The 24,221-nt window shown below is 74.0% G+C and carries 22 protein-coding genes; 9 read left to right on the top strand and 13 right to left on the bottom strand.

The features are described from left to right. The first annotated feature begins 73 nt into the window (after positions 1-73). The 3 genes from pheA (at position 74) to ACQ614_RS19345 (ending at position 3,745) form a co-directional block, all read left to right on the top strand. The gene (gene pheA / locus ACQ614_RS19355) at positions 74-1,009 is read left to right on the top strand and encodes a prephenate dehydratase (protein WP_431679781.1); all 936 of its coding nucleotides are present in this window, start codon (positions 74-76) and stop codon (positions 1,007-1,009) included. Between the two features lie 637 nt (positions 1,010-1,646). After that, complete coding sequence (gene serS / locus ACQ614_RS19350) at positions 1,647-2,924, top strand: serine--tRNA ligase (protein WP_431679780.1); 1,278 nt, start codon at positions 1,647-1,649, stop codon at positions 2,922-2,924. After that, on the top strand, positions 2,921-3,745 hold the full coding sequence (locus ACQ614_RS19345) for an HAD family hydrolase (RefSeq protein ID WP_431679779.1): 825 nt from the start codon (positions 2,921-2,923) through the stop codon (positions 3,743-3,745). The genes serS and ACQ614_RS19345 overlap by 4 nt, the downstream gene beginning before the upstream one ends. Positions 3,746-3,828: 83 nt before the next feature. Here the strand turns inward: ACQ614_RS19345 and ACQ614_RS19340 are convergent, their stop codons facing one another. Further along, complete coding sequence (locus ACQ614_RS19340) at positions 3,829-5,718, bottom strand: LCP family protein (protein WP_431679778.1); 1,890 nt, start codon at positions 5,716-5,718, stop codon at positions 3,829-3,831. A gap of 268 nt (positions 5,719-5,986) precedes the next feature. On the opposite strand from ACQ614_RS19340, the gene ACQ614_RS19335 reads away from it, so the two are divergent. After that, positions 5,987-6,718 carry a FadR/GntR family transcriptional regulator gene (locus ACQ614_RS19335; RefSeq protein WP_431679777.1) on the top strand — a complete coding sequence of 244 codons (732 nt, stop codon included), beginning with the start codon at positions 5,987-5,989 and terminating at the stop codon, positions 6,716-6,718. Between the two features lie 59 nt (positions 6,719-6,777). After that, positions 6,778-8,016, top strand: a complete 1,239-nt coding sequence (locus ACQ614_RS19330) for an MFS transporter (protein WP_431679776.1) — start codon at positions 6,778-6,780, stop codon at positions 8,014-8,016. 89 nt (positions 8,017-8,105) lie between these two features. On the opposite strand, the gene ACQ614_RS19325 is transcribed toward ACQ614_RS19330, so the two are convergent. From ACQ614_RS19325 to ACQ614_RS19275, 11 genes are all read right to left on the bottom strand, one after another. After that, the gene (locus ACQ614_RS19325; protein WP_431679775.1) at positions 8,106-8,822 is read right to left on the bottom strand and encodes an ABC transporter permease; all 717 of its coding nucleotides are present in this window, start codon (positions 8,820-8,822) and stop codon (positions 8,106-8,108) included. A 37-nt stretch (positions 8,823-8,859) separates the two neighbouring features. Beyond that, positions 8,860-9,777, bottom strand: a complete 918-nt coding sequence (locus ACQ614_RS19320; protein ID WP_431679774.1) for an ABC transporter ATP-binding protein — start codon at positions 9,775-9,777, stop codon at positions 8,860-8,862. A gap of 9 nt (positions 9,778-9,786) precedes the next feature. After that, positions 9,787-10,692 carry an ABC transporter permease gene (locus tag ACQ614_RS19315; protein ID WP_431679773.1) on the bottom strand — a complete coding sequence of 302 codons (906 nt, stop codon included), beginning with the start codon at positions 10,690-10,692 and terminating at the stop codon, positions 9,787-9,789. Beyond that, a complete protein-coding gene (locus tag ACQ614_RS19310; RefSeq protein WP_431679772.1) occupies positions 10,676-11,650 on the bottom strand; it encodes an ABC transporter ATP-binding protein in 975 nt (324 codons plus the stop codon). Before ACQ614_RS19310 ends, ACQ614_RS19315 begins: the two co-directional genes overlap by 17 nt. Before the next feature lie 147 nt (positions 11,651-11,797). Continuing rightward, positions 11,798-12,787, bottom strand: a complete 990-nt coding sequence (locus ACQ614_RS19305) for a hypothetical protein (RefSeq protein WP_431679771.1) — start codon at positions 12,785-12,787, stop codon at positions 11,798-11,800. Beyond that, positions 12,784-13,710, bottom strand: coding sequence for a hypothetical protein (locus ACQ614_RS19300; protein ID WP_431679770.1), 927 nt, complete (start codon positions 13,708-13,710; stop codon positions 12,784-12,786). Before ACQ614_RS19300 ends, ACQ614_RS19305 begins: the two co-directional genes overlap by 4 nt. After that, a complete protein-coding gene (locus ACQ614_RS19295) occupies positions 13,707-14,588 on the bottom strand; it encodes a hypothetical protein (RefSeq protein WP_431679769.1) in 882 nt (293 codons plus the stop codon). Before ACQ614_RS19295 ends, ACQ614_RS19300 begins: the two co-directional genes overlap by 4 nt. A gap of 52 nt (positions 14,589-14,640) precedes the next feature. Beyond that, positions 14,641-15,567, bottom strand: coding sequence for a hypothetical protein (locus tag ACQ614_RS19290; protein ID WP_431679768.1), 927 nt, complete (start codon positions 15,565-15,567; stop codon positions 14,641-14,643). A 214-nt stretch (positions 15,568-15,781) separates the two neighbouring features. After that, entirely contained in the window at positions 15,782-16,945 is a 1,164-nt protein-coding gene (locus ACQ614_RS19285; protein WP_431679767.1) for a hypothetical protein, read from the bottom strand. A gap of 90 nt (positions 16,946-17,035) precedes the next feature. Continuing rightward, a complete protein-coding gene (locus ACQ614_RS19280; RefSeq protein ID WP_431679766.1) occupies positions 17,036-17,923 on the bottom strand; it encodes an LLM class flavin-dependent oxidoreductase in 888 nt (295 codons plus the stop codon). Positions 17,924-18,006: 83 nt separating this feature from the next. Beyond that, a complete protein-coding gene (locus ACQ614_RS19275; RefSeq protein WP_431679765.1) occupies positions 18,007-18,900 on the bottom strand; it encodes a DUF72 domain-containing protein in 894 nt (297 codons plus the stop codon). Between the two features lie 359 nt (positions 18,901-19,259). On the opposite strand from ACQ614_RS19275, the gene ACQ614_RS19270 reads away from it, so the two are divergent. The 4 genes from ACQ614_RS19270 to ACQ614_RS19255 all read left to right on the top strand — a co-directional run bounded on the left by ACQ614_RS19270 (position 19,260) and on the right by ACQ614_RS19255 (position 22,430). Further along, positions 19,260-20,021, top strand: a complete 762-nt coding sequence (locus ACQ614_RS19270) for a hypothetical protein (RefSeq protein WP_431679764.1) — start codon at positions 19,260-19,262, stop codon at positions 20,019-20,021. Positions 20,022-20,371: 350 nt separating this feature from the next. After that, a complete protein-coding gene (locus ACQ614_RS19265; protein WP_431679763.1) occupies positions 20,372-20,536 on the top strand; it encodes a hypothetical protein in 165 nt (54 codons plus the stop codon). An 88-nt stretch (positions 20,537-20,624) separates the two neighbouring features. Continuing rightward, positions 20,625-21,530 carry a hypothetical protein gene (locus tag ACQ614_RS19260; RefSeq protein WP_431679762.1) on the top strand — a complete coding sequence of 302 codons (906 nt, stop codon included), beginning with the start codon at positions 20,625-20,627 and terminating at the stop codon, positions 21,528-21,530. Between the two features lie 84 nt (positions 21,531-21,614). After that, entirely contained in the window at positions 21,615-22,430 is an 816-nt protein-coding gene (locus ACQ614_RS19255; protein ID WP_431679761.1) for an HAD family hydrolase, read from the top strand. Between the two features lie 34 nt (positions 22,431-22,464). On the opposite strand, the gene ACQ614_RS19250 is transcribed toward ACQ614_RS19255, so the two are convergent. Next, positions 22,465-24,111: a GAF domain-containing protein gene (locus ACQ614_RS19250; RefSeq protein WP_431683965.1), complete on the bottom strand. Its 1,647-nt coding sequence runs from the start codon at positions 24,109-24,111 to the stop codon at positions 22,465-22,467. Between the last annotated feature and the right edge of the window lie 110 nt (positions 24,112-24,221).

Raw genomic sequence — 24,221 nt, 5'->3', positions numbered from 1 at the left:
GGGCGGGCGCCGCGAGTGACTATGGTGGCAGGCCGAGTCCTGCTCAGCACCACCCTTGCGTTACGGAGGCGGCATGTCGGCGACCCGCTACACCTATCTCGGGCCGGAGGGCACGTTCACCGAGGCCGCGCTGCGCACGCTGCCCGAGGCGGCGACCCGCGAGCTCGTGCCGTTCGCCTCCGTCCCGGCGGCGCTGGACGCGGTGCGGGCGGGCGAGGCCGCGGGCGCGTTCGTGCCGGTGGAGAACTCGGTGGAGGGCGCCGTCACGGCGACCAGCGACGAGCTGGCCTCCGGCGCACCGCTGATGATCTACCGCGAGGTGCTGCTGCCGATCACCTTCGCGCTGCTGGTGCGGCCGGGCACCTCGCTCGCCGACATCAAGACCGTCACCAGCCACCCGGTGGCGCAGCCGCAGGTGCGGCGATGGCTCGCGACGAACCTGCCGGACGCCCAGTGGGAGTCGGCGGCGTCCAACGCGGACGGCGCCCGGCTGGTCCAGGAGGGCCGCTTCGACGGCGCGTTCGCCGGGGAGTTCGCGGCCGTGCTGTACGGGCTGGAGCCGCTGGTGAGCGACATCCACGACGCGGCCAACGCGACCACCCGCTTCCTGCTGGTGGGGCGGCCGGGCCGGGTGTCCTCGCCGACCGGCCTGGACAAGACCTCGATGGTGGTGTGGCTGCCGGACGACCACCCGGGTGCGCTGCTGGAGCTGCTGCAGGAGTTCGCGGTGCGCGGCATCAACCTGATGCGGATCGAGTCCCGGCCCACCGGTGAGGGCATGGGCAATTACTGCTTCCTCATCGACTGCGAGGGGCACCTGAGCGAGCGGCGGGTGAGCGAGGCGCTGATGGGCCTCAAGCGGATCTGCCCGCAGGTGCGTTTCCTGGGCTCGTACCCGCGGGCCGACAAGGGTTCGCAGCGGCCGGTACGGCCGGGCACCTCGGATGCGGACTTCTCGGAGGCGGCGGACTGGCTGTCCCGCTGCCTGGACGGCCGCGGGGAGCTCTGACCGTTTCGGTCGGGCGGCCGCCCGGCCGCCCGGGCGGCCGTTCATCCACAGGCGGGGCGCTTCGTCCACAGGCTGTGCGGGGCTGTGGTTATCCACAGGGTCGGGGTCGAGTCGACAAAGCGGTATAGCCATAGCCTGAACTGGTCAGATCATCACACTTAGCCTCGGAGACGACTCATCGGACCAGAGTCACCCTTCAGGCAGCAAATCACCCGTTCGAGCGAGCAAAATGCCTCACCCGAGAAGGCTCATCGAGGTTTCAAACCCCAATTCCTCTGCGAATCGAGGCGCGCGCCCCTGCTTTCGCTTCGTCCACAGGACCGGGGTGGGGCCTGTGGACAAACTCACGCCGAGCGAGTTCCCCACAGGAGTTATCCACAGGATCGAAGGGGTTATCCCCAGGGCTTCCGCCGCTCTCCACAGCCTCCGGCGCGCCCCCGCAGCGTCAGAACCCTGCCGGGACCGCAGAATCCCGGACAGGAATGGACATAGTGGGCGGGATTGCGATCGGCTCCGAAAGCAGTGAATCACATGCGCGGGTTCCGGCGGGGCAACCGCCGCGGGCGCTGCGCCGATCCGCGCGCAACCCGCGGAAACCGGTTCCGGTCCGGGGCCCGCTCACCGGTAGGCTTGGCCCGTGATTGACCTTCGCCTGCTCCGTGAGGACCCCGACCGAGTGCGCGCCTCGCAGCGCGTCCGTGGTGAGGACGTCGACATCGTCGACGCCCTCCTCTCCGCCGACGAGCGGCGCCGGTCCTCGGGCAGTCGCTTCGACGAGCTCCGCAACGAGCAGAAGACCCTCGGCAAGCAGGTCGCCAAGGCCCAGGGCGAGGAGAAGGCCGCACTGCTCCAGCGCACCAAGGACCTCGCCGCCGAGGTGAAGGCCGCCGACGCGGAGCAGAACGAGGCCAAGGAGGAGGCCGACCGCCTGCTCCGCTCGCTCGCCAACCTCATCGACCCGGCCGCGCCGGTCGGCGGCGAGGAGGACTTCGTCACGCTGGAGGAGGTCGGCACCCCGCGCGACTTCGCCGCCGAGGGCTTCGAGCCCCGCGACCACGTCGAGCTCGGCCAGATCCTGGGCGCGATCGACACCGAGCGCGGCGCCAAGGTCGCCGGCGCCCGCTCCTACTACCTGACCGGCGTCGGCGCGCTGCTGGAGCTCGCCCTGGTCAACATGGCGATGGCGCAGGCCACCGCGGCCGGCTTCACCGCCATGATCACCCCCGCCCTGGTCCGCCCGGCCGCCATGGACGGCACCGGCTTCCTCGGCCAGGCCGCCGAGAACGTGTACTACCTCCCCGAGGAGGAGCGCTACCTCGTCGGCACCAGCGAGGTCCCGCTCGCGGCGTACCACATGGACGAGATCCTGGACGTCGACCAGCTGCCGCTGCGCTACGCCGGTTTCTCCTCCTGCTTCCGCCGCGAGGCCGGCACCTACGGCAAGGACACCCGCGGCATCATCCGCGTGCACCAGTTCGAGAAGGTGGAGATGTTCGTCTTCACCACGCCGGAGGAGGCCGAGGCGGAGCACCGCCGCCTGCTCCAGTGGGAGAAGGACTTCCTCAACGCGCTGGAGCTGCCCTACCGGGTGATCGACGTCGCCTCCGGCGACCTCGGCGCCTCCGCCGCACGCAAGTTCGACATCGAGGCGTGGATCCCCACCCAGGGCAAGTACCGCGAGGTCACCTCGACCTCCAACACCACCGAGTACCAGTCGCGCCGGCTCGCCATCCGGGTCCGCGAGGAGGGCAAGGTGCGCCCGCTGGCCACGCTGAACGGCACGCTCGTCGCCGTCCCGCGCACCATCGTGGCGATCCTGGAGAACCACCAGCAGGCCGACGGCTCGGTGGTCGTCCCCGAGGCGCTCCGCCCGTTCCTCGGCGGCCGTGCGGTGATCGAGCCCGTCGCCAAGTGAGTACCGCCCCCGGTGGCGGCCTGCCGTACCGGCTGGTCGCCACCGACCTCGACGGCACCCTGCTCACCTCCACCGAGACGGTGAGCGAGCGGACGCGCACCGCCCTCGCCGGGGCGGTCGCGGCCGGGGCGCAGCACATCATCGTGACCGGCCGCTCGGCGGCCTGGGCCCGCCCGGTGTTCGACCAGATCGGCTACACCGGCATAGCGGTCTGCGGCCAGGGCGCCCAGGTGTACGACGCCGGTGCGCACCGCCTGCTGACCTCGCTCACCCTGGACCGGCGGGTGGCCGCGCTGGCGCTGGCCAAGATCGAGGCGGAGACCGGCACGCTCGCGGTGGCCGCCAACCAGGACGGGCTGGACGGCCAGGTGCTGGCCGGGCCCGGCTTCCGGCTGCAGATCGGCACCGAGCTGCCGGTCGTACGGGTGGCCGCGGACGAGCTGCTGACCGGCCCGCTCGCCAAGCTCTACATCCAGCACCCCACCCTCTCCGACGACGAGCTGGCCGACGCCGCCCTGCGGGTGGCCGGCGACCTGGTCGGCGTGGTGATGGCCGGGCCGGGTGTGGTCGAGCTGCTGCCGCCCGGGCTGTCCAAGGCGACCGGGCTCGCGGTGGCGGCGCTGCGCCTCGGGGTGAAGCGCGCCGAGACGATCGCCTTCGGCGACATGCCGAACGACCTGCCGATGTTCGCCTGGGCCGCGTACGGCGTGGCGATGGCGGGCGCGCACGAGCAGCTGCGCGCGGTGGCCGACGAGGTGACGGCCGGCAACGACGAGGACGGCGTGGCCCTGGTGCTGGAGCGGGTCTTCGGCCTGGGCTGAGCGCCCCTTCGGCCGACACACCCGGCGGGCGACGCGCCGGGGGCCGCCGGGCCGGAACTCGTCCGGCCCGGCGCCGCCGACGGTCAGCCGTACGAGACGTTGGAGCAGGGGTCGTCGTCCGCGGAGCGGGCCTCGTTGGCGACGCTGGACGGCAGGGCGGTGGGCACCGCGCTCGCCGAGCCGGCCGCGGCGCCGGAGGCGTAGTCCATGCCGAGGACCAGGCTGATGCCGGCCTTGCTGGAGGACTGCAGGGTGGCGCCCGGGAAGAGCTGGGCGACCAGCTGGGCGTTGGCCTTCTCGCCGGGGCCGTACTGGACGAGCGTGGTCTCGTGGTTCTGCGCCGCCGCGTTGCCCCGGCTGGTGACGGTGAAGCCGGAGCCGGTGAGGGTGGCGGCAGCCTTGGTGGTGAGGCCGCTGGTCAGGGTGCCGTTGTAGACGCCGAGCCTGATGCCCGCGCCGTTGACCGCGACCGGGGTCGGGCTGGGGCTCGGGGCCGCGGAGGCGCTCGCGCCGGCGCCCGCGCTGGCGTCCTGGCCGTCCAGGGTGCGGTCGGCCTTGAGGGCCTGCCACAGGGTGTCGACGTCGGGGTGGACGAGGTCGATCCGCGAGCCGGAGAACTTCCAGGGCGTGGTCAGGAACTTGATGTTGTGGAGGTCGATGTCCTTCATCTGCGTGGCGAAGGAGATCAGCTTGGTCGGCGAGTTCAGCCCGGGGTCGACGATCATCGACTTGGTGGCGGCGTCGGCGAGCGGCAGCAGCGTGGTCGGGTCCATGCCCTTGCTCTTGACGCTCTTGATGAGCGAGGCCATGAAGGCCTGCTGACGCTTCATCCGGCCCACGTCGGAGCCGTCGCCGATGCCGTGCCGCAGCCGGACGTAGTCGAGCGCGGCCTTGCCCTGGACCTTCTGCTCGCCCTTGGGGTAGAGCTGCTTGCCCTTCTTGCCGAGGTTGGGGTTGAGGTCCCCCTCGTAGATGGCGTTGGGGAGGCAGACGTTGACACCGCCGACCGCCGCGGTCATCGCGGAGAAGCCCTCGAAGTTGATCACCATGGTGTGGTCGACGCGTATGTTCGTGAGCGCCTCGACCGTGTTCTGGGTGCAGGCGGGGTTGCCCTCCTCGGTGTTGCCGGTCGAGAAGGCGCTGTTGAACATGACGTCGGTCTTCTTCTTCGTCCAGCTGCCGTCCGGCAGCTTGCACGGGGGGATGTCGACCAGGGCGTCGCGGGGGAAGGAGACGCCGACGGCGTGCTTGTGGTCGGCGTAGACGTGCAGCAGGATCGTGGTGTCCGAGCGCGCGCCGCCGTCCTCGCCGCCGCCGAGGTTCTTGTTGTCGCCGCTGCGCGAGTCGGAGCCGATCAGCAGGACGTTGATCGGGGTGTGGCCGTTGGCGTCGGGGGTGGCGGCGTCCGGGCGGTTCTTGCTCAGGCCGTCGCCGTCGAACGCCTTGATGTTGCCGCTGAACTTCAGGTAGAGCGCGCCGCCCGCGGCGGTGACCAGGGCGAGCGTGGTCACCGCGACCCAGACCACGGCCTTCTTCCGCCCGCGGGGTTTCTTCCGGGCGCGTCTGGCCTCGGCCCGGCTGCCGGAGCCGCCGTCGTCACCGCCGCGGCCCTGCTGGGCGCGTCTGGCCTCGGCCCGGCCGCCGGGGACGCCGTCGTCGCCGCGGCCCTGCTGGGCACGGCGGGCCTCGGCGCGCCCGCCCTGGCGGGGTACCGGCGGGCGCTCCGACTCGTCGCCGCGGCGGGGGCGCGGGGGCTCGTCGCCGCGGCGGGGGCGCGGGGGCTCGTCGCCGCGGCGCGGGCGCGGGGGCTCGTCGCCGCGGCGCGGGCGCGGGGCGGCGGGGCGGCGCTGGGGCGCGGAGAAGTACGCGTCGTCGCGCTGCGGGGCGTCGCGGCGGTAGCCGTCCTGGTAGGAGGCATCGTCGTGCCACCAGCCGGCGTCGTGTTCCGACGCCCCCGCCCTCTGGCCTGACATTCGTACACCTTCCACCGGCGCAGCCAACACACGACCGCAGCAGGGCACCGTGGTGGGGTACTGCCGCGTGAGCTTCTGCGGAGCATATAAAGGCATCAATGAAGAGTCACGGCCCGGGCCGCCGATTGCACAATCGGACAAGCCCGGTGTGCGGCTCTCGAAGGAGATGCGACGAACTCGGGAGTAGCCGATTCTAGGTCGGTTGCCGGTGCAGTCCAGTTGTAGGATGACTGGGCAAGCCGACCTCTGCGCTCGGAAGGGAGCCGCCATGCCCGGTCGTACCGACGGTCTGCACGCCGCCGGCCGCCGCTCCCTGGTGGACGAGACCATCGAGCAGCTGCGCGAGCAGCTCGGCGCCGGCGTCTGGGCGGTCGGCGAGCGCATCCCCACCGAGCACGAGCTCGCCGAGCGGCTGCAGGTCGGCCGGAACACCGTCCGGGAGGCCATCCGGGTACTGGTGCACGCCGGCATGCTGGTCTCCCGCCAGGGCGAGGGCACCTTCGTCCGCTCCACCAGCGACCCGGCCGCGGTGCTGCGCGGCGTGCAGCGCTCCGGTGTCCGCGACGTCCTGGAGGTGCGGGCCGCGCTGGAGGCCGAGGCGGCCCGGCTGGCCGCCGTCCGGCACACCCCGGAGGACATCGCCCGGATGCGGGCCGCGCTCGCCCGCGAGGCCGAGGTGATGGCCGCCCACCCGGAGCGGGCCGGCCGCGAGGCCACCGTCGAGCACGACCTCGAGTTCCACACCGCGGTGGTGGACGCCGCGCACAACCCGGCCCTGGCCGAGCTCTACCGCTACTTCGGCGCCTCGGTGCGCGAGGCGATGCGGACCGCGTTCGGTGACCACGAGATGCCCGAGATCTCCCTGGAGACCCACCGGGCGCTGGTCGACGCCGTGGAGAGCGGAAACCCGGACCGTGCCGAGGCGGCCTGTCGCGCGCTGCTGGCGGGGCCGACGGCCGCCGTCGAGCAGCTGATCGCCGCCATCGCGGCCCGGAAGTGACGACGGGCCCGCCCCCGTCCTCCCCCCGACGCACCGAACCCGAGAGAGCCCACGCAACCATGGCGGTCACCCGCACCCCGCAGCCCGTCGCCACCCAGGTGGTCCGTACCCGCACAGCCATCGCGCACCCCGCGCTGATGCTCGTCGGCATCCTGCTCGTCGCGCTCAACATGCGGGCCTGCCTGGCGGCGATCTCCCCCATGGTCGGCGAGATCCAGCGGACGCTCGGGCTGTCGGCCACCGCGAGCGGCCTGATCACCACCGTGCCGGTGCTGTTCCAGGGCATCGGGGCACCGCTCACCCCGCGGCTGACCCGCCGCTTCGGCGCCGAGCGGGTGGTGCTCGGCGCGGTGCTCACCCTCGGCGCGGGCGTGCTGCTGAGGGTGCTGCCCTCGGCGGCCGCGCTGTACGCCGGGTGCGTGGTGATCGGCGTGGCGATCGCCGTCCTGAACGTCTCCATGCCGGGCCTGGTCAAGCGGGAGTTCCCGCACCGGGCGGCCGCGATGACCGGCGTCTACTCCACCACCATGCTGGTCGGCGCCACCCTGGCGGCCGGGGTGTCCGTCCCGCTGGAGCACGCGCTGGGCGGCGGCTGGCGGGCCTCGCTGGGCGCCTGGTCGGTGCTGGCCGTGGTCGCGGCCGCCGCATGGCTGCCGCAGCTGCTGAACTCCCGCCGCCCGCAGGCCCCCGCCGTGCCGGCGCCGGCCGCCGCGGCCGCGAAGGGCGCGGGCCCCTGGCGCTCGGCGACGGCCTGGCAGATCAGCGCGTTCATGGGGATCTCGTCGCTGCTGGTGTACAGCCTGGTCGCCTGGATGCCCACCGTGCTCGCCGACCACGGCATGGACCGCGGCGAGGCCGGCCTGGTCTTCGCCTTCTCCAACCTGGTGCAGGTGGCCGGGGCGTTCCTGGTGCCGCTGATCGCCGGCCGGATGACCCGGCAGCGGGCGCTCGCCGTGGCGATGGCCGGGCTGAACGCGGCCGGGATCGCGGTGCTGCTGCTCGCCCCGGTCTCCGGCGCCTGGGTGGCGGCGGCCGTCCTCGGGGTGGCCCAGGGCGGCTCGCTGGGGCTGGCGCTGGCCTTCATCGTCCTGCGCACCGACAGTGCGGCCGGCGCGGCCGGGCTGAGCGGGATGTCCCAGGCGGTCGGCTACCTGGTGGCCGCGGCGGGGCCGGTCGGCGCGGGTGCGCTGCGCCAGCTGACCGGCGGCTGGACGGTGCCGCTCGCCCTGCTGCTGGTGCTGGCCGCGGCAGCCGGTGCGGCGGGCTGGGGCGCGGGCCGGAACACCACCGTCCGCTGACGGGGCACCCGAGGACACAACGGCCGCGGGGCGGGAGGTACGGTGCCGTACCTCCCGCCCCGCGGCGGTCCCCGAGCCCCCTCGGGCGACTACTCCTCGCCGGCCAGGGTGAGGCCGCCGAGCCGGACGGCGGCCAGCACCGTCGCCGCGACGGCGACCAGGGCGAGCATCGGAGCGGCCACCTTCAGGGCGACGTCCGCGGCGATCGCACCCTCGACGGCCAGCGGCTTGGCCACCGCCAGGCCCCACTGCTGGATGCTCAGCGTGCGGGCGCCGGGCACGAAGTTGCCGACCAGGCTCTCCCAGACCAGCGCGTAGCCGAGACCGGCCACCACCGCGTGCTTGGTGACCACGCCGAGCAGCAGGAAGAGCGCGCTGTACGCGGCGCCGGAGACCAGGGCGCCCACGGTGTACGCGACGGCCACGCCGTCCCGGGTGCCGCACAGCAGCAGGCCGGCGACCAGGATCGGCAGGGCCGAGAGCAGCCAGGTCGCGAAGACCGCGACCGCCAGCTTGGTGGTGACGATCAAGTGCCGCGGCAGCGGCTTGGACAGCAGGTAGACGATCGAGCCGTCCTCGATCTCGGTGGCGATCACGCCCGTGCCGACGACCAGCGAGAGGATCGGCAGCAGGGTGCCGAGGCCGAGCCGGCCGATGACGGTGGCGGCGAGGTCCTCCGGGGTGTCGGCGGTCAGCCGGGCGATCACGGCGACGAGCAGCAGCAGGGCGGGGACGACCAGCAGCAGGATGCCGCGGCGGCGCCCCAGCAGGCCGCGCGCGGTCAGCCTGGCGACGGTCACGTTCACGGTTCGGCCTTCCTTCGGGCGTGGTTCGGTGGTCTGGTCAAGAAGCGACGAGGTAGGAGAAGACGCTCTCCAGCGACTCGTCGGCCGGGGACACGGTGTACAGACGGATGCCGGCGTCCCGGGCGACCCGGGGGAGCAGGGTGGTGAAGCCCTGGAAGTCGACCGCCTGGATGCGCAGGGCGCGCTCCTGCCCGTCGAACTCGATGCCGGTGGTGGAGCCGTCCGCGATCAGGGCGGCGGCCAGCCGGCGGTCGTCGCTGGAGCGGACGAGGTAGCGGTGCGGGCGGTTGGTCATCAGCCGCCGGATCTTGCGGAAGTCGCCGGAGGCGGCGTGCCGCCCGGCCACCACGACCTCGATGTGCCGGGCGAGCTGCTCGACCTCCTCCAGGATGTGCGAGGAGAACAGCACGGTGCGGCCCTCGGCGCCGAAGCGGCGCAGCAGCTCCATCAGCTGGAGCCGCTGGCGCGGGTCCATGCCGTTGAACGGCTCGTCGAGCAGCAGCACGGCCGGGTCGTGGACGAGCGCGGAGGCCATCTTGACCCGCTGCTTCATGCCCTTGGAGTAGGTGCCGGTCTTGCGGTCCTGGGCGTACTCCATCTCGACCAGGGCGAGGGCGCGGCGGGCGGCCGCGGCCGGGTCGGCGAGGCCGTGCAGCTCGGCGTTGGCGAGGACGAACTCCCAGCCGGTCAGGTAGTCGTACATCGACTCGCGCTCGGGGACGAGCCCGATCGCCCGGTACGCCTCCTGGTTGCGCCAGATCGGCACGCCGTCCAGCGCGACCTCGCCGGCGGACGGCGGCAGGAAGCCGCTCATCATGTGGATGAGGGTGGACTTGCCGGCGCCGTTCGGGCCGAGCAGGCCGGTGACGCCGGGCCCGATCTGCATCGAGACGTCGTTGACGGCGACGACGTTGCCGAACCAGCGGGAGACCCGGTCGATGGTGATGACTGCCATGGCGAGCTCTCAGATCTTCCGGTAGCGGCGGTCGGTGAACCAGTAGCAGGCGACGGTGAGCAGCACGATCTCCGCGCCGAAGAGCACGGCGGCACCGGCACCGGGGGCGTGCACCACGCGCGAGTTGGCGACCAGGCCGAAGACCTGGTTGGTGAAGCCCTGGACGAGCCAGCTCGGGGAGAGCATCGCGGCCCAGTTGGCCTTCTCCGGGACGTCGGCGTAGTCGCCCCCGCCCAGCGCGTAGACGATCAGGGCGATGCCGCTGCTGACCACCATCGCGCCCATGATCGAGGCGACGCCGAAGCCGCGGCGCGGAGTGCAGGCGGCGATCAGCAGGCCGATCGAGGAGCCCACCACCGCGTACAGCAGTGCGGTGGCCAGGCCGAAGAACAGGTGGCCGGTGTGGTGGCCGAAGTCCTGGCGGCCGAGCAGCGAGCCGAGGTACAGCACCAGCAGCGGCGCCGCCATGACGATCATCATCGCGCTGATCATCGCGGCGAACTTCGCCCGCACGTAGTCGGCGCGGGTGATCGGGCGGGAGAAGTACAGCGGGACGGTGTTGTGGCGGAGGTCCCTGGAGAGCAGCACCGGCGCCTGGGCGGCCAGGAAGATCCAGGTCAGCATGCCGGTGGCGTCGAGGAACTCGGTGTAGTCCAGGATCGGCTTCTCGATCTTCATGACGATCTGAACGGCCGCCACGACGACGGCGATCATCAGCGGCAGCGCCAGGACGATCATGGGCAGCACCTTGGAGCGCCCGGAGCGGCCGAGCCCGAAGGCGGCGCGCAGGCTCTGCTCGTACAGCGAGCAGGTGGCGTAGCCGCGGCCGAGCCGGGGCCCCTCGTACCGGCGGTAGCCGATGTTGTGGATCACGCCGCTGTCGGCGGCGGTGCGGGCGTCAGGAGACGGCTGCATCTGCGGGACCTCCCGTCCGCTCGGTGCCGTGCGCGGGCTGGGTGAAGATCTCGGCGACCCGGTGGCGGCGCTGTTCCAGGCGCACCAGGCCGAGCCCGAGGTCGGCCACGGTGTCGCGGACGGTGTCGTAGGTGCTCTCGTCCTTGATCTCGACGAGCAGGATGCGGGAGCCGTCGGTGCCGACGGTCAGCCCGGCGGCGGCCAGCCGCTCGCGGACGGCGGCGTCCGGATCGGCGATCTCGTCCTGCGGGTGGTCGGTGACCTCGACCGCGAGGAGCTGGGTGGCCTCGGTGAAGGAGGCGGTGGAGGAGGAGCGCAGCAGCCGGCCGCCGTCGATGACGACCAGGTGGTCGCAGGTGCGCTCCAGTTCGCCGAGCAGGTGGGTGGTGACCAGCACGGAGATGCCGAAGTCGGTGTACACCCGGCGGATCAGGCCCAGCATGTCGTCGCGGCCGACCGGGTCGAGGCCGTTGGTCGGCTCGTCGAGCAGCACCAGCTGCGGGTCGTGGACGAGTGCCTGGGCGAGCTTGACCCGCTGTTTCATGCCGGTCGAGTAGCCGCCCATCGGGCGGTACCGCTCCTCGTAGAGGCCGACGTGGCGCAGGATGTCGGCGGTGCGTTCGCGGGCGGCGGCGGCCGGCAGGCCGGACATCCGCGCCATGTGCACCACGAACTCCGTCGCGGAGACGTCCGGCGGCAGGCAGTCGTGCTCGGGCATGTAGCCGACGCGCTCGCGGATCGCGGCGCCCTCGGTGGCGATGTCCAGGCCGAGCACGCGGCCGGTGCCGGAGGTCGCCGGGGAGAGCCCGAGCAGGATCTTGATGAGGGTGGACTTGCCCGCCCCGTTGGCGCCCACCAGGCCGACCACCCCGGGCTGCACCTCTACGGTCAGCTGGTCGAGGGCGGTGACCCGCGGGAACCTCTTGGTGAGGCCGTCCGTTGCGATGACAGTGGACACGTCCCTCAACGTAGTGGTGCCGCGCCCGCACGGGAATGAGCTGGGATGACGAGCCCGCCCTGATCCTTCGGGATGACGCGGAGGGGGCGTCCCCTAGGGGTCGCCCCCTCCGCACGGCCGGGGCCCGGTCGGCGCCGGGGCGGTTCGTCAGCGCAGCATCTGCGACTGCAGCAGCGCGACCTGACGGTAGGCCTGGACGGCGACCCCGTCCGGGTTGGTCATCACGATGCCGGCGACCACGTCGCCCTGCTGCAGGTACGCCGCCCGGGCGGTCGGCCCGTTCTTCGCCTTCTGGTCGCCCGCCTGCGCGGTGAGTGCCGCCGCGGGGAGCGACGGGTCGACCTCGACGTCGGCGCTGTGCAGCGCGGGGACGCCCTTCGGCTCCGACCAGCCGATCTCGCCGAACATCCCGCGCGCCTCCGTCTGCGAGCCGAACCGGAACAGCCAGATGTCGGTGCGGGTGCCGTCGGCCGCCGTCCAGGTCCGGCGGGTGGCGGCACGGCAGGCGTACTCGGCCATCGCCGCGTCGAGCCTGGCCCGGGCGCCGTCGCCCGCGGCGTAGTCGGTGCACGCCAGCCACGGCACACCGGCCGCGGCTGCGCTCGCACCGCTCGGCGCGGCGCTGCCCGCGGCGGAGGTCGCGGCCTTCCCCGGCGCCGCCGGCTGTTCGAGCACGGCGCCGCGCGGCGGCGGCAGCAGCAGCCCGCGCAGGTCGGCGTAGTGCCGACCGCCGGCGTCCACCTGCCCCGGGTCGGGCTTGCCCGAGGGCAGTCGGGGGAGCGTCAGCGGCGGGAAGGCGTACCGGCCGTCCTCGGGGGTGGCCAGGCCGGGGATGTCGGTGCGGTCCGGCGCGGTGACGGCCAGCGCCGCGGCCGTGCCGGACAGCAGCAGGACCAGCGCGACCGCGCCCCAGCGCAGCAGGGCGGCGCGGGTGCGGCGGCGGTCGGAGGCGGCGGCCTCCAGCAGCTCCGGGGCGAGGCTCCAGGCGTCGCCGGCCACCGCGGGCGGCGGCCCCGGCTGCTCGGGCCCGGGCTGCGGCGGCACAGCGGCAGCCGGGGGCGCGGCAAGGGCCTCCGGCGCCGCGGTGGGAACGGCCGGGGATGCCGCCGCGGGCACGTGGCCGGTGGTGTCGGTCATGCGGACGCTCCGGGGATGGCCAGCCGGTCGAGCTGCTGGGCGAAGAGGGGGACGATCCGGTCCTTCGGCAGCGGGGCGATGCCCTCGACGTGGAGCACCACCCGCAGGTCGCCGAGCGCGGCCGAGCACTCCAGCTCGTCGATCTCCGCGCCCGGGGCGAGGTCCGGCAGGTAGCAGTGCGCCTCGGGGTGGCCGGGGATCGGCGGTCCGACCCGGAACAGGCCGGAGTCCGACCCCAGCGCGGCGACCCAGGCGTCGTGCGCCTTGACCGCGGCCTGGTGGTACTGCAGCAGCCAGACGGTCGCCTGCATGCTGCCGTCCTCGGCCGCGAAGCTGCGGACACCGCCGCCCTTCAGCGGGATCTCCTGCCAGGCCTTGCGGACGGCGTCCTGCAGCTTGGCGGGCAGGCCGCGGACCTCGTCCTCCACCCAGGCCTTGCGCTGGGCCTCGGTCAGCTCGGTGTCGTTGCCGAACGCGCCCGAGTCCGCACCGAGCCGGAAGCCGGCGGGCACCGGCAGCAGCAGGTCGCGCATCGAGCCGAAGTGGGTGCCGTTCTGCTGCGCGCCGAAGGCCGGGCCCGCCGAGGCGGTCGGCGCGCCGGACGGCTGCGCGGTCGCGGCCGCGGGCGCCGGGGCGTCGTCGAAGCCGACCTCCAGGATGCCGAGGCCGACGCCCACGCCGAGCAGCGCGGCGGCGGCCACGGAGGCGGCGGCACGGACGGCGAAGCCGGCCCGCCGTCCGGCCGGCCCGGGCTCGACAGGGGCGTGCACAGCGGGCTCCGGTGCGGCCGGCCCGGGCTCGACAGGGGCGTGCACAGCGGGCTCCGGTGCGGCCGGCCCGGGCTGCGCCGCCGGGACGGGCAGGGTGGGCTCGGGCTGCGCCGCGGGCTCGGCGCCGGCCGGGTTCATGGTGGTGTCGCTCACTTCAGCCGCTCCCACTGACGCTTCGCCAGGTCCTTGATCTCGTTGGCATCGACCGGGTTCGGGGAGAAGACCGTGATCCGCATGACCACCGAGCCGCGGACGGCGGTCGCCAGGCCGTAGTAGTACTGCTCGGTGCTCTCGGCGTAGTGCGAGGCCTTCTTGGGGGCCTCGTACTGTCCGTTGACCGTGCCGTCGATCTTCCCGCCGTCCTCCGGGACGCCGATCGTGTAGGCCACGGTCGCCGGGCCGATGTCGTCCGGCCCGAACTGGATGAGCTCGATCCGGTAGAGGACGTCGCCGCGGCGGTAGGCGAGCAGCGCGTCCCGGCGGAAGTGGTACTGCATCAGACGGCGGAACTCGCGCTCCGAATTGCCGACCAGCATCGCCTTGTCGCCGGCCCGCAGCCAGCCCGACGCGTCGCCGAACCCGTTGTTGTCCCACTCCTGGGCATCGGCGGGCCGGTCGACGAGCAGCTTGCGCAGGTCGCCGTCGATTGCGAGCGGCTTGGGCTCGGCGGCCGCGGCGAGCGCCGGGTCGAGCGGCGCGGTCGGGTAGTGCAGGGTGTCGACGGCCAGCGGCGGCAGCGGCGTCTGCGGACGCGCGGCCTGGACGGCGTAGCCGACGCCGGCGCCGAGCACCGGACCGAGCAGCACGGCGGCGAGCATCAGCCGGGCCGTCCGAGGCGTCCGGGCAGCGGGGGAGCCGGACGGTGACGCGGCATCGGGTGCGTCGGCGGCCTCGGGGGTCCCGGGCGCGTCGGCGGATTCAGGGGTGTCGACGGGGTCGGCGGGGTCTGACGTGCCGTCGGCCGCGACCGGTGCGGGCTGCGGCGGCGCGGGCTCGTCGGGTACCGGGGTCGCCGGGGTCTCGGTGGTCACGGGGTGCTCCTGGTCGGAGGGGGAGGGTGCCGGGTCCGTCCCCGGCCTGGGCTCAGCCACCGGAGGCCAGCCGCTCGCGCTGGCGCTTCATGGCGTCGACCAGCAGCGCCTTGTCCGGGGTGCCCTTCACGTACACGGTGACCTCGTACTCGATGTCGCCGGAGAAGGAGACGCCGACCATCTCGCCGGTCCAGGCCTCCTGTTCGGGCTTGAGCATGATGCCCTGGGCGGCGCCGTCACCGGGGATGTCGAAGGTGTCCCCGTGCTTGAAGGTCAGCCCGGCGGCGAACTCCTTGGCCATCTGGCGGCTCTTGAAGCGCATCAGGCGGACGTACACCTCCTGCGTCCCGTCCGCGGTGCGGTAGCGGCGCTCGGCTGCGTCGTTCTTGTAGCCGTACGAGCGCAGGACCTCCGGCATCTCGGACGGGTTGCTGAACTCCTCGGAGACCTCGTCGGTGCTCAGCTTGGCACCGTCCGGGGAGCCGTAGGACTCGGCGCCGGCCGGCAGCGGCAGCAGGAAGTAGCGGATGTCGCCGCCGTGCGTGGAGCCGTCGACCGTGCCGTGCAGGGTGCTGGTCGGCACGGGTGCCGCGGAGGGCTTCGCCGTGGGCGAGGCCGCCACGCTCGGGGACGCGGAGGCGGAGGCGCCGGAGGCCGACGCGGAGACAGTGGCGGCGGGGGCCGCGGCCTGCACCGTGTTGTCCGGACGGCCGACCGCCACCGTGGCGGTGGCACTGAGGGCGGTCACGGCGAACAGGCCGGCCGCCGCCAGCGCCACCGACCGCGGCGACCGGCGGGCGGTGGCCGCCTCGGCGCCGCCCTCGGGGACGGTGCCGGGCTGCCCGGCATCGGGCACCCGGTCGGCCGGGGCCTCGACGGCGGATTCGGCAGTGGGCTCGGCGGGTGCGTGGGCGGCAGGTGCGTCGGCGGCCGCCGGCGGCACGGCAGGCTCGGGCGGCGCGTTGTCGGGCGCAGACAAGGGACTCCCCAGAAAGGCAAACGGATTGCCGCGCGCGGGCCGGACGGGTCACCCCCGGTTCGCCGACGTCCGAGCCTCTGACCACGCGTGTCCGGGAATTATGAGAGTCCGTTGCCTGAGGCGACAACAGAGTTGTTCGAGACATTCCGCTCGACGCCCGCACATGTCCGACACGTCGTGATCGAACCGCAACGGTGCGGCAGTTCCGCCGGTGTCACTCCTCGCCGGTTCCGGGCTTCGCCGCCCCCGGTTCGGCTGCCGACGGGCCGTCGGCCGGCGGGCCTGCCTGGGCGGGGACGTCGGCCTCGGGCCAGGGACGCAGACCCGCCGCGGCGGCGAGCGAGACGTCCAGGCTCTCCCGGCGGATGCGGCGGTCGATGTACAGCAGGCCGTTGGTCAGCGGGGTCAGCGGCATGGTCAGGGCGGTGGCCGCCACGAGGCCCACCGCCACGCAGAACAGCATGACCACCAGGGCGCCGAGGGACGGGGCCGTGGGCTCGCCGTACGGGTCGGCCGGGTCCTCCCCCATGGACGAGAACAGCGTCACCAGGCCGACCACCATGAACGGGGCCAGCACGATCTGGGCGGCGAACGAGCCGATCAGGCTGACGACGTACGGGATGCCGAAGCTGCGCCACCAGTTGCCCTCGTTCAGCCGCCAGGCGCGGCGGAGCGCCGCGAGCGCGGTGGTGTCCTCCATCACCAGCACCGGCACCTCCAGCACCAGGCGCACCTGGACGTAGACCGCACCGGCCCAGCCGGGCACGGCCAGGAGCAGCGCCACCGCCGCGGTCGGGTCGCCGTGGGTGGCGATGCCGATCAGCACCGCCGGCAGGTAGGAGACCAGCACGATGCCGGTGGCGATGCCGCCGACGAGGAACTGCGAGACGACGACCCGCCACACGGCCGGCCGCGCCTCGGCCCAGATCTCCCGGCCGGACTTCCGGCGGCCGATCACCGCGTACCGGAGCACCACGGTGGCGGTGGCCGAGGACACCGCGTACAGGGCGGTCAGCGCGGCCGCCAGCACCAGGAAGGCGGCCGCCGCGACCGAGAGCAGCGCGACGAGGTCACCGGTGGCGGGCGTCTCCGTCGCGGTGACCGCCCGGTACGGGCCGTCCAGCACCGGGAAGGCGACGACGGCCAGCGCACCGAACACCACCAGCGAACCCAGTGCCGTCCACAGCAGCGGGACGAACAGCGCCGCCGGGTAGCGCTGCAGGGTGGCGAACACGCCGGAGATGACGTCGCCGACCTTCAGCGGACGCAGCGGCACCACCCCCGGCTGCGGTGCCGGGGCCGCCTGGCCCCAGGGCACCTGCCCTCCGCCGCCGCCCGGGCCGAACTGCGGCCCCTGCCATTCACCGTGGCTGCTCATCGCCGGTCCTCTCCCCTCGACCGCCGCAGTGCGCGGCGCGACACCGAAGCGTAGAAGGCAGGAGGGACGGCGGCCGGACGGGCCCCGGGGTCAGCCCAGCTGGGCCAGGCCCTCGACGGCGATCTTCTCGAAGACGGCGAGGTCGTTCTCGAAGATCGAGTCGGGGACGGGCCAGTGCACCACCAGCTCGGTGATGCCGAGCTCCCGGTAGGTGCCGGCCCAGTCGACGAAGGCGTCCAGCGAGGCCAGCGGCTTCTCCGCGGTCGAGCCCTGCAGCAGCACCTTCTCCAGCCCGGCGACGTCACGGCCCTGCGCCTCGCAGGCCGCGGCGAGCTTGGCCAGCTGCGCCTCGATCACCGCCGGGGCCTGGTCGACCGGCACGTCCGCCGGGCCGCGCGGGTCGCCGTAGGTGACCCAGCCCTGGCCGTGCTCGGCGGCCAGCCTCAGCCCGCGGGGGCCGGTCGCCGCCACGTAGAACGGCACGCGCGGCCGCTGCACGCAGCCGGGGATGTTCCGCGCCTCGACGGCCGAGTAGTAGCGGCCCTCGCTGGTGGTGGCGTCGCTGGTCAGCAGCTCGTCCAGGAGCGGCAGGAACTCGGCGAAGCGGTCCGCCCGCTCCTTCGGCGACCACGCCTCCTGCCCCATCGCCGTCGCGTCGTAGCCGACGCCGCCGGCCCCGATCCCGACCGTCAGCCGGCCGTCCGACACGTCGTCGACGGTCAGCAGGTCCTTGGCGAGGGTCACCGGGTGCCGGAAGTTCGGCGAGGTGACGAGCGTGCCGAGCCGCATCCGCTCGGTCGCCGCAGCGGCGGCCGTCAGGGTCGGCACCGCGCCGAACCACGGCGCGTCCCGGAAGGACCGCCACGACAGGTGGTCGTAGGTGTATGCGGCGTGGAAGCCGAGGTCCTCGGCCCGCCGCCAGATCTTCTGCCCCTCGCCCCACCGGTGGATGGGGAGGATCACGGTGCTCAGTCGCATGTCCCCGACCCTACGCGTACGCCCCGCGGGCGAGTCCGGGGCGGCCACGGCGGCCGGGGGCACCACGTCGTGCGCGGTGCCCGTCAGTCCGCGGGCCCGGACGCCGCAGGGGTGGCGAGCAGATCGCGCATCGACTCCGCGGCGCGGACGGCCGCGTCGCCGCAGCAGTTGTTGAACAGGACGTGGACCTCGCGGGCCCGGTCGGCCATGGCGCGGATGCGGGGTGTCCAGGACGCCAGTTCCTCGGGCGTGTAAACGTGGCGGAACCTGTCCTCCTTCGAGCCGGTCCTCCAGGCGGGGCTGCGTCCGTGGAAGCGCACGACCGCGAGCCGGTCGGAGGTGACCGGGGTGACCGGGGGTACGGACACGGGGAGCGTCTGCACCATGTCCACGGCCACGGCGGCCATCCCCAGCTCCGCCAACAGGTCGGCGGTGGCGGCGAAGTGCGCCTCCCGCCACCAGTCGGGGTGCCGGAACTCGACGGCCACGGGCCATCCCGCGGTGCGCTCCCGGCAGCGGCGCAGGAACGCCTCCGCCGGCCCGCCCGGGGCCAGCCGCGGGGGGAACTGGAAGAGGACGGTCCCCAGGCGCTCCGCCCGGCGCAGGGGCTGGAGGGCCTCGCTGAAGCGTCCCCACACCTCGTCGAGCAGTCCGGGGTCCGGCTCCGTCCGGCCGCGCTGCCGGGCGAGGGCCAGCCGCAGATCGGCCGGCAGCGCACCCGACCGGGTCGGGTGTCCGGTGAGCAGCGAGAACGCCTTCACGTCGAAACGGAAACCGGTCGGCGAGCGCTCCGCCCACAGGACGCCGTTGCGGGTGCTGGGCAGCCCGTAGTAGGTGGCGTCGACCTCCACCACCGGGAACTGCGCGGTGTAGTACCGCAGCCTGGCCTCCGCACCGCGGTGGCCCTCCGGGTACCAGCCACTGGCCACGAGCTCCCGGTCCGTCCATGAACACGTACCGACACGGATCTCTCCCATGCCCCGCGTCTGCCCGGTACCGCGGAACCGACTCGGCGACCGGGCCCCGGCTGCCGACCCCTCGTGGAGCAGGCCGACAACTTGCTCGCCCAGGCGTCGAACCACGACGCCCCGAGGGTCAAGGCGATGATCGAGCCTGCGGAGCGGGCCCTGGATGAAATGAGCCCGTTCTGACGGCGCCCGGGCTGCTCGGGACCGGATCGGCCGCCACGGCGAATGCCCCGGGCATGACAGGGGGACGGGTGGCGGGCGGACTGCCGAGTAGTGCCATTTCGTTGTACATGTTTTGACGCATTGTCATATGTGCGGTCGTCGATTCCGACGGCTTTCGCGATCTGATGATGATTTAGTTGTTCTCCGTGACCAGTCCATTCATACGAAAGACAGCTGCCGTCTGCGGGCTCGCCTCCGCGCTGCTCCTGGCCGGCTGCAGCAGTTCGGGCGGGAGTGGCACGGCCGCCCCGGTGCCGTCCGCCCCGTCCGCCCCGTCCGCCGCCGGCTCCTCGGTGTCGGGTGCACCGCTGGTGGCGGAGGCGCCGGACGCTCCGGCGCTGGCCGCCTCGGTGGCGCTGAAGCCGCAGGAGTGGGCGGCGGGCTTCGTCGGCGGCGAGCCGTACGAGTCGGCGCAGCTCGTGGAGCGGATGGTCGACACCTCCTGCGAGTACGTGGCGAACTCCCAGGGGACGGGCCGGATCGGCACCATGGCCCGCACCGTGCGCCTGCCCGCGCAGGCGGGCGGCAGGAGCGTCGCGGTGTACGCCCGCTCCACGGCGGACGTCTACGTCCGGGCCGAGGACGCGCACGAGGCGGTGTCCGCGCTGCGGACCGACGCCCGGCGATGTACCGAGGTCGTCGACCAGGAGTACGGCCGGAAGTACCGGGGCACCCGCGAGGTCGCGCCGCCGCGGACGACCGCCGCGGACGAGGTGTACGCCGAGGAGGGGCAGGCGGTCCTGATCGGAGGTGCGGGCGAGTTCCCGTTCGTCCACCTGGCGGCCCGCAAGGGCGCGGTGGTCGTCGACGTGTTCGTGGACGTGGAGCAGGGTCAGGGGGCGGCCGCCGCCCGCGACCAGTCCCGCAAGGCGCTGGCCGCCCTGCTGGCGAAGCTGCCCGACCGGTAGCCGCCCGGCGCCGCGCCAGGGGAGCCTCCAGCGCTGTGCCCGATACCGGTAGGGGGTATCGTCGGGCCGATGTGTGGGAGGCCGGCGAGGGGGCGGGCGGTGCACGGCAGGACGACAGGCGCTCGGGCGGCCGCCCGTGCGGCCCTGCTGTGCGCGCTGCTGCTCTGCCTCTTCCTGATGCACGGCAGCCCGACCGCCGCGGCCGCCGGCTGCCAAGAGATCGGCCGGCCGCCGCCGCTCCGTCGCACCTGCACCAGCCGGCCGCCGCCGACACCGCCCCGGGCGGGTCCGCCGCCCGGCCGCCGCAGCCCTGGGGCACCGGCACCCACTGCGTCTCCACCCAGGCGCGGGTGACCGCCTCCCCCACCGCCCCGGGCCCGGCGCCGCTGCCCGCGGACGGCGCGGACGCGGGCCCGGGCGGAACAAGCACTGCACCGGCCGCCCGGGACGGCGGGCGGGCACCGCCCGACGGCGGCCGCACCCTGCTGCTCAAGGTGTGCGTGGCACGGGCCTGACCGACCCACCCGGCTCCCGCAGGGGCCCGGGCGCCGCGTCCTGCACTCCCACGGCCCCGTCGCGGGCCTGCACCCTCGGAGAACCACCGTGACCACGAAGAACCGCCTCCTGCTCCCCGCTGCCGCCGCCGTCCTGACCCTCGTCCTCGCCGGATGCGGCTCCAACGGCGGCGGCATGTCCGGGATGCACCACGGCGCGGAGGGCCACACCCACGCCAGCGCCTCCGGCCACGGCGGCGACCACACCGACACCGGCCACGCCGCGGACGGGCACGCCACCGCCGGCGACGGCCTCGCCGCCGAACAGGCCGGCTACCGGCTGGACCTCGCGACCGCACAGCTGCCCGGCGGCAGCCCCGCCGAGCTCAGGTTCGCCGTCACCGGCCCGGACGGTGCGAAGCTCACCGCCTTCCAGCCGGAGCAGACGAAGCCGATGCACTTCTACGCCATCCGCTCCGACCTCAGCGGCTTCCAGCACCTGCACCCCGAGATGGCCGCCGACGGCACCTGGACCGCCCCGCTGACCGCGCTGCGGCCCGGCGACTGGCGCTTCTACGCCTCCTTCGTCCCGGACGCCGGCGCCGGCAGGGGCAGCGGCCTGGTGCTCAGCCGCACCCTCACGGTGCCCGGCTCCGCCGCCGACACCCCGCTCCCGCCCGCCTCCGGCACGGCCACCGCCGACGGCTACACCCTCACCGTCACCGGCTCCCCGAAGGCCGGCGCCGCCGGCGAGCTGAAGGCCACCGTCACCCGGGACGGCAAGCCGGTCACCGACCTGCAGCCCTACCTGGGCACCTTCGCCCACCTGACCGCCTTCCACGCCGGCGACCAGGCCTTCGCCCACCTGCACCCGCAGGCCGCCGAGGGGGCCGCGGGCGGCCCCGAGCTGACCTTCCACGCCGAGCTGCCCAAGGCCGGCGACTGGCGGCTCCACCTGCAGTTCCAGACCGGCGGCACACTGCACACCGCCGCGCTCACCCTGCACGCGGGCTGAGCCGGTCCCGGGAGGGGCGGCCCCGTCCCTCCCGGGCGGAACGCCCCCTCCCGGGGCGCCGCCGCCGTACGCGAAGATGGACCGGTGACCGCCACCCCGCCCCGCGCCCGCCTGATCGCCACCGACCTGGACGGCACCCTGCTGTGCCGCGGCGGGACCGTCTCGGACCGGACGGCGGCCGCACTCGCCGCCGCCGAGCGGGCCGGCCTGCAGGTGGTCTTCGTGACCGGTCGGCCGCCGCGCTGGATGGCACAGCTCAGCGGGCACATCGGCGGGCACGGCGTGGCCATCTGCTCCAACGGCGGCGCCGTCGTCGACGTGCACCGCGGCGAACTGCTGGAGTCCTTCCCGCTCGGCCCCGAGGAGGCGTTGGCGGTGGTCCGCGCCCTGCGCGAGGAGCTGCCCGGCACCGCGTTCGCCTTCGAGTTCCCCGGCGGCTTCGCCCGCGAGCCCGAGTACACCCTGGTCATGTGGGAGTCCGACAAGGAGCACCCGGTCGCCCGCGCCGAGGAGCTGATCGCCGGCGGACAGGTCGACGGCCTGTTCAAGGTGCTCGCCAAGCACTCCGAACTCGACCCGGACACCTTCCTCGTCCGGGCCCGCGAGGCCGCCGGGCACCTGGCCGAGATCACCCGCTCCAGCCCGATCAGCCTGCTGGAGATCAGCGCCGCCGGGGTCACCAAGGCCAGCACCCTGGCCCGCTGGTGCAAGGAGCAGGGCATCGACCGCAGCGAGGTCGTCGCCTTCGGCGACATGCCGAACGACCTGGAGATGCTCGCCTGGGCCGGCACCTCCTACGCCGTCGCCAACGCCCACCCGGACGTGCTCGCCGCCGTCGCCCAGCACACCGTCAGCAACGAGGACGACGGCGTCGCCGCCGTGGTCGAGACGCTCTTCTGACCCCGAGACGCTCTTCCGGCCCGCGGGCGGGAGCTCACAGCCGGGCCGTCCAGCGGACCCGGGTGCCGCGGCCGCGCAGGCCGGCCTCGTGCCAGGCGTCCCCGCCGAGCGCCTCGGCCCGCCGGGTCAGGTTGCGCAGCCCGCTGCGGCGGCCGCCCTCCGGGATGCCCACACCGTCGTCCGTGACGGTCAGCAGGACACCGGGCCGGCTGCTCTCCAGCGCCGGCGGGTCCGCGGCGAGCGGCCGGCCCTCCGCGTCCAGGTGGACGGTGGCGTCCACCTCCACCGCCACCCGCGACGCCCGGGCGTGCCGCGCCGTGTTGGAGAGCATCTCCCGCAGTGCGGCCAGCAACTGGCGGCCCGTCCCCTCCCCGACCAGGCTCTCCACCGGGCCGGTGAAGCACACCGACGGCTTGAAGCCGAGCGCCGCCCCGGCCTGGCTCGCCTCCCGCAGCACCCGGGTGCGCAGGGTGTCCGGCTCGTCCCCGGTGTCGTGCTGCAGGGCGTAGATCGTGGTGCGGACCTCCTGGATCGTCGCGTCCAGCTCGTCCACGGCCTTGCCGATGCCCGTCCGCACCTCCGGGACGACCGCCCGCCGGGCCGCGCCCTCCAGCATCATCCCGGTCGCGAACAGCCGCTGGATCACCAGGTCGTGCAGGTCCCGGGCGATCCGGTCGCGGTCCTGGAAGACCGCCAGGCGCTGCTGGTCCCGCTGGCCCTCCGCGAGCCGCAGCGCCAGCGCCGACTGCGAGGCGAAGGTCTGCGCGAGCTGCTTCTCGCCGTCGGTGAACGGCGCCGCCCCCCGGTTGCGCCACACCACCAGACCGCCCAGCACCCGGCCCGCCGACACCATCGGCACCGCCATCGCCGGGCCGAACCGGCGGGCCAGCCGGATCACCACGTCCGGATCGGTGGACATGTCGTCGAAGTAGACGCTCTCCCCCGCCAGCAGCCGCCCCGCGAAGCCGCCCTCCGGCATCAGCTCCCCGCGGACGAACTCGGCGGCCTCGCCCGAGGCGTGCGCCACCCTCAGCCGGCCGTCGCCCGTCGGCAGCAGGATCATCCCCAGCGCACCGGCCGCCAGGTCCCGGACCTGCTCGGCGGCCACCGTCAGGGCGACCTCGGCCTCGTCCGTGGAGAGCAGCGCGGTCGTGACCGCCGCCGCACCCGCGATCCACCGCTCCCGCCGCCGGCCCGCCTCGTACAGCCGGGCGTTCTCGATCGCCACCCCGGCGGCCGTGGCCAGCGCCTGCACCACCTGCTCGTCCTCCGGGGTGAAGCCGCCGCCGCCCTGCTTCTCGGTCAGGTACAGATTGCCGAACACCTCGCCGCGGACCCGGATCGGCACCCCCAGGAAGGACGTCATCTGCGGATGGTGCAGCGGGAAGCCCACGGAACGCGGGTCCTGGCTCAGATCGGCCAGCCGCAGCGCCTCCGGGCGGTCGATCAGGGCACCGAGGATGCCCCGGCCGGACGGGAGGGCGCCGATCCTCTCGGCCGTGCGGTCGTCGATGCCGACATGGATGAAGTCGGAGAGGCCCGTGCCCTGCGGGGAGACCACGCCGAGGGCGGCGTACTCGGCATCGACCAGCTCCGCGGCCCCGGCGGTGATCCGCTGCAGGGTCGCATGGAGGTCCAGGCCCACGCCGACGGAGACCACCGCCTCCAGCAGCCGCTGCATCCGGTCGGTGACCGCAGCGGCCGACTGCAGCCGCTCGGACACCTCGCTGACCAGGGTCTCCAGGCCGAGGGAGGCGATCTCGGGAACGCGATGCGGCTCCATGTCCCGAG

Origin of the sequence: Kitasatospora dryopteridis (assembly GCF_050749075.1) — a bacterium.
Taxonomy (GTDB): Bacteria; Actinomycetota; Actinomycetes; order Streptomycetales; family Streptomycetaceae; genus Kitasatospora.
The sequence above is the reverse complement of the archived record's forward strand: the minus strand, read 5'-3'. Positions and strand labels throughout refer to the sequence as shown.

Coding starts and splice junctions, on each gene's coding strand:
- pheA (WP_431679781.1), top strand. CDS start 74: ATGTCGGCGACCCGCTACACCTATCTCGGGCCGGAGGGCACGTTCACC.
- ACQ614_RS19340 (WP_431679778.1), bottom strand. CDS start 5,718: ATGTCAGGCCAGAGGGCGGGGGCGTCGGAACACGACGCCGGCTGGTGG.
- ACQ614_RS19285 (WP_431679767.1), bottom strand. CDS start 16,945: ATGAGCAGCCACGGTGAATGGCAGGGGCCGCAGTTCGGCCCGGGCGGC.
- ACQ614_RS19330 (WP_431679776.1), top strand. CDS start 6,778: ATGGCGGTCACCCGCACCCCGCAGCCCGTCGCCACCCAGGTGGTCCGT.
- ACQ614_RS19275 (WP_431679765.1), bottom strand. CDS start 18,900: ATGGGAGAGATCCGTGTCGGTACGTGTTCATGGACGGACCGGGAGCTC.
- ACQ614_RS19320 (WP_431679774.1), bottom strand. CDS start 9,777: ATGGCAGTCATCACCATCGACCGGGTCTCCCGCTGGTTCGGCAACGTC.
- ACQ614_RS19335 (WP_431679777.1), top strand. CDS start 5,987: ATGCCCGGTCGTACCGACGGTCTGCACGCCGCCGGCCGCCGCTCCCTG.
- ACQ614_RS19280 (WP_431679766.1), bottom strand. CDS start 17,923: ATGCGACTGAGCACCGTGATCCTCCCCATCCACCGGTGGGGCGAGGGG.
- ACQ614_RS19250 (WP_431683965.1), bottom strand. CDS start 24,111: ATGCAGCGGCTGCTGGAGGCGGTGGTCTCCGTCGGCGTGGGCCTGGAC.
- ACQ614_RS19315 (WP_431679773.1), bottom strand. CDS start 10,692: ATGCAGCCGTCTCCTGACGCCCGCACCGCCGCCGACAGCGGCGTGATC.
- ACQ614_RS19305 (WP_431679771.1), bottom strand. CDS start 12,787: ATGACCGACACCACCGGCCACGTGCCCGCGGCGGCATCCCCGGCCGTT.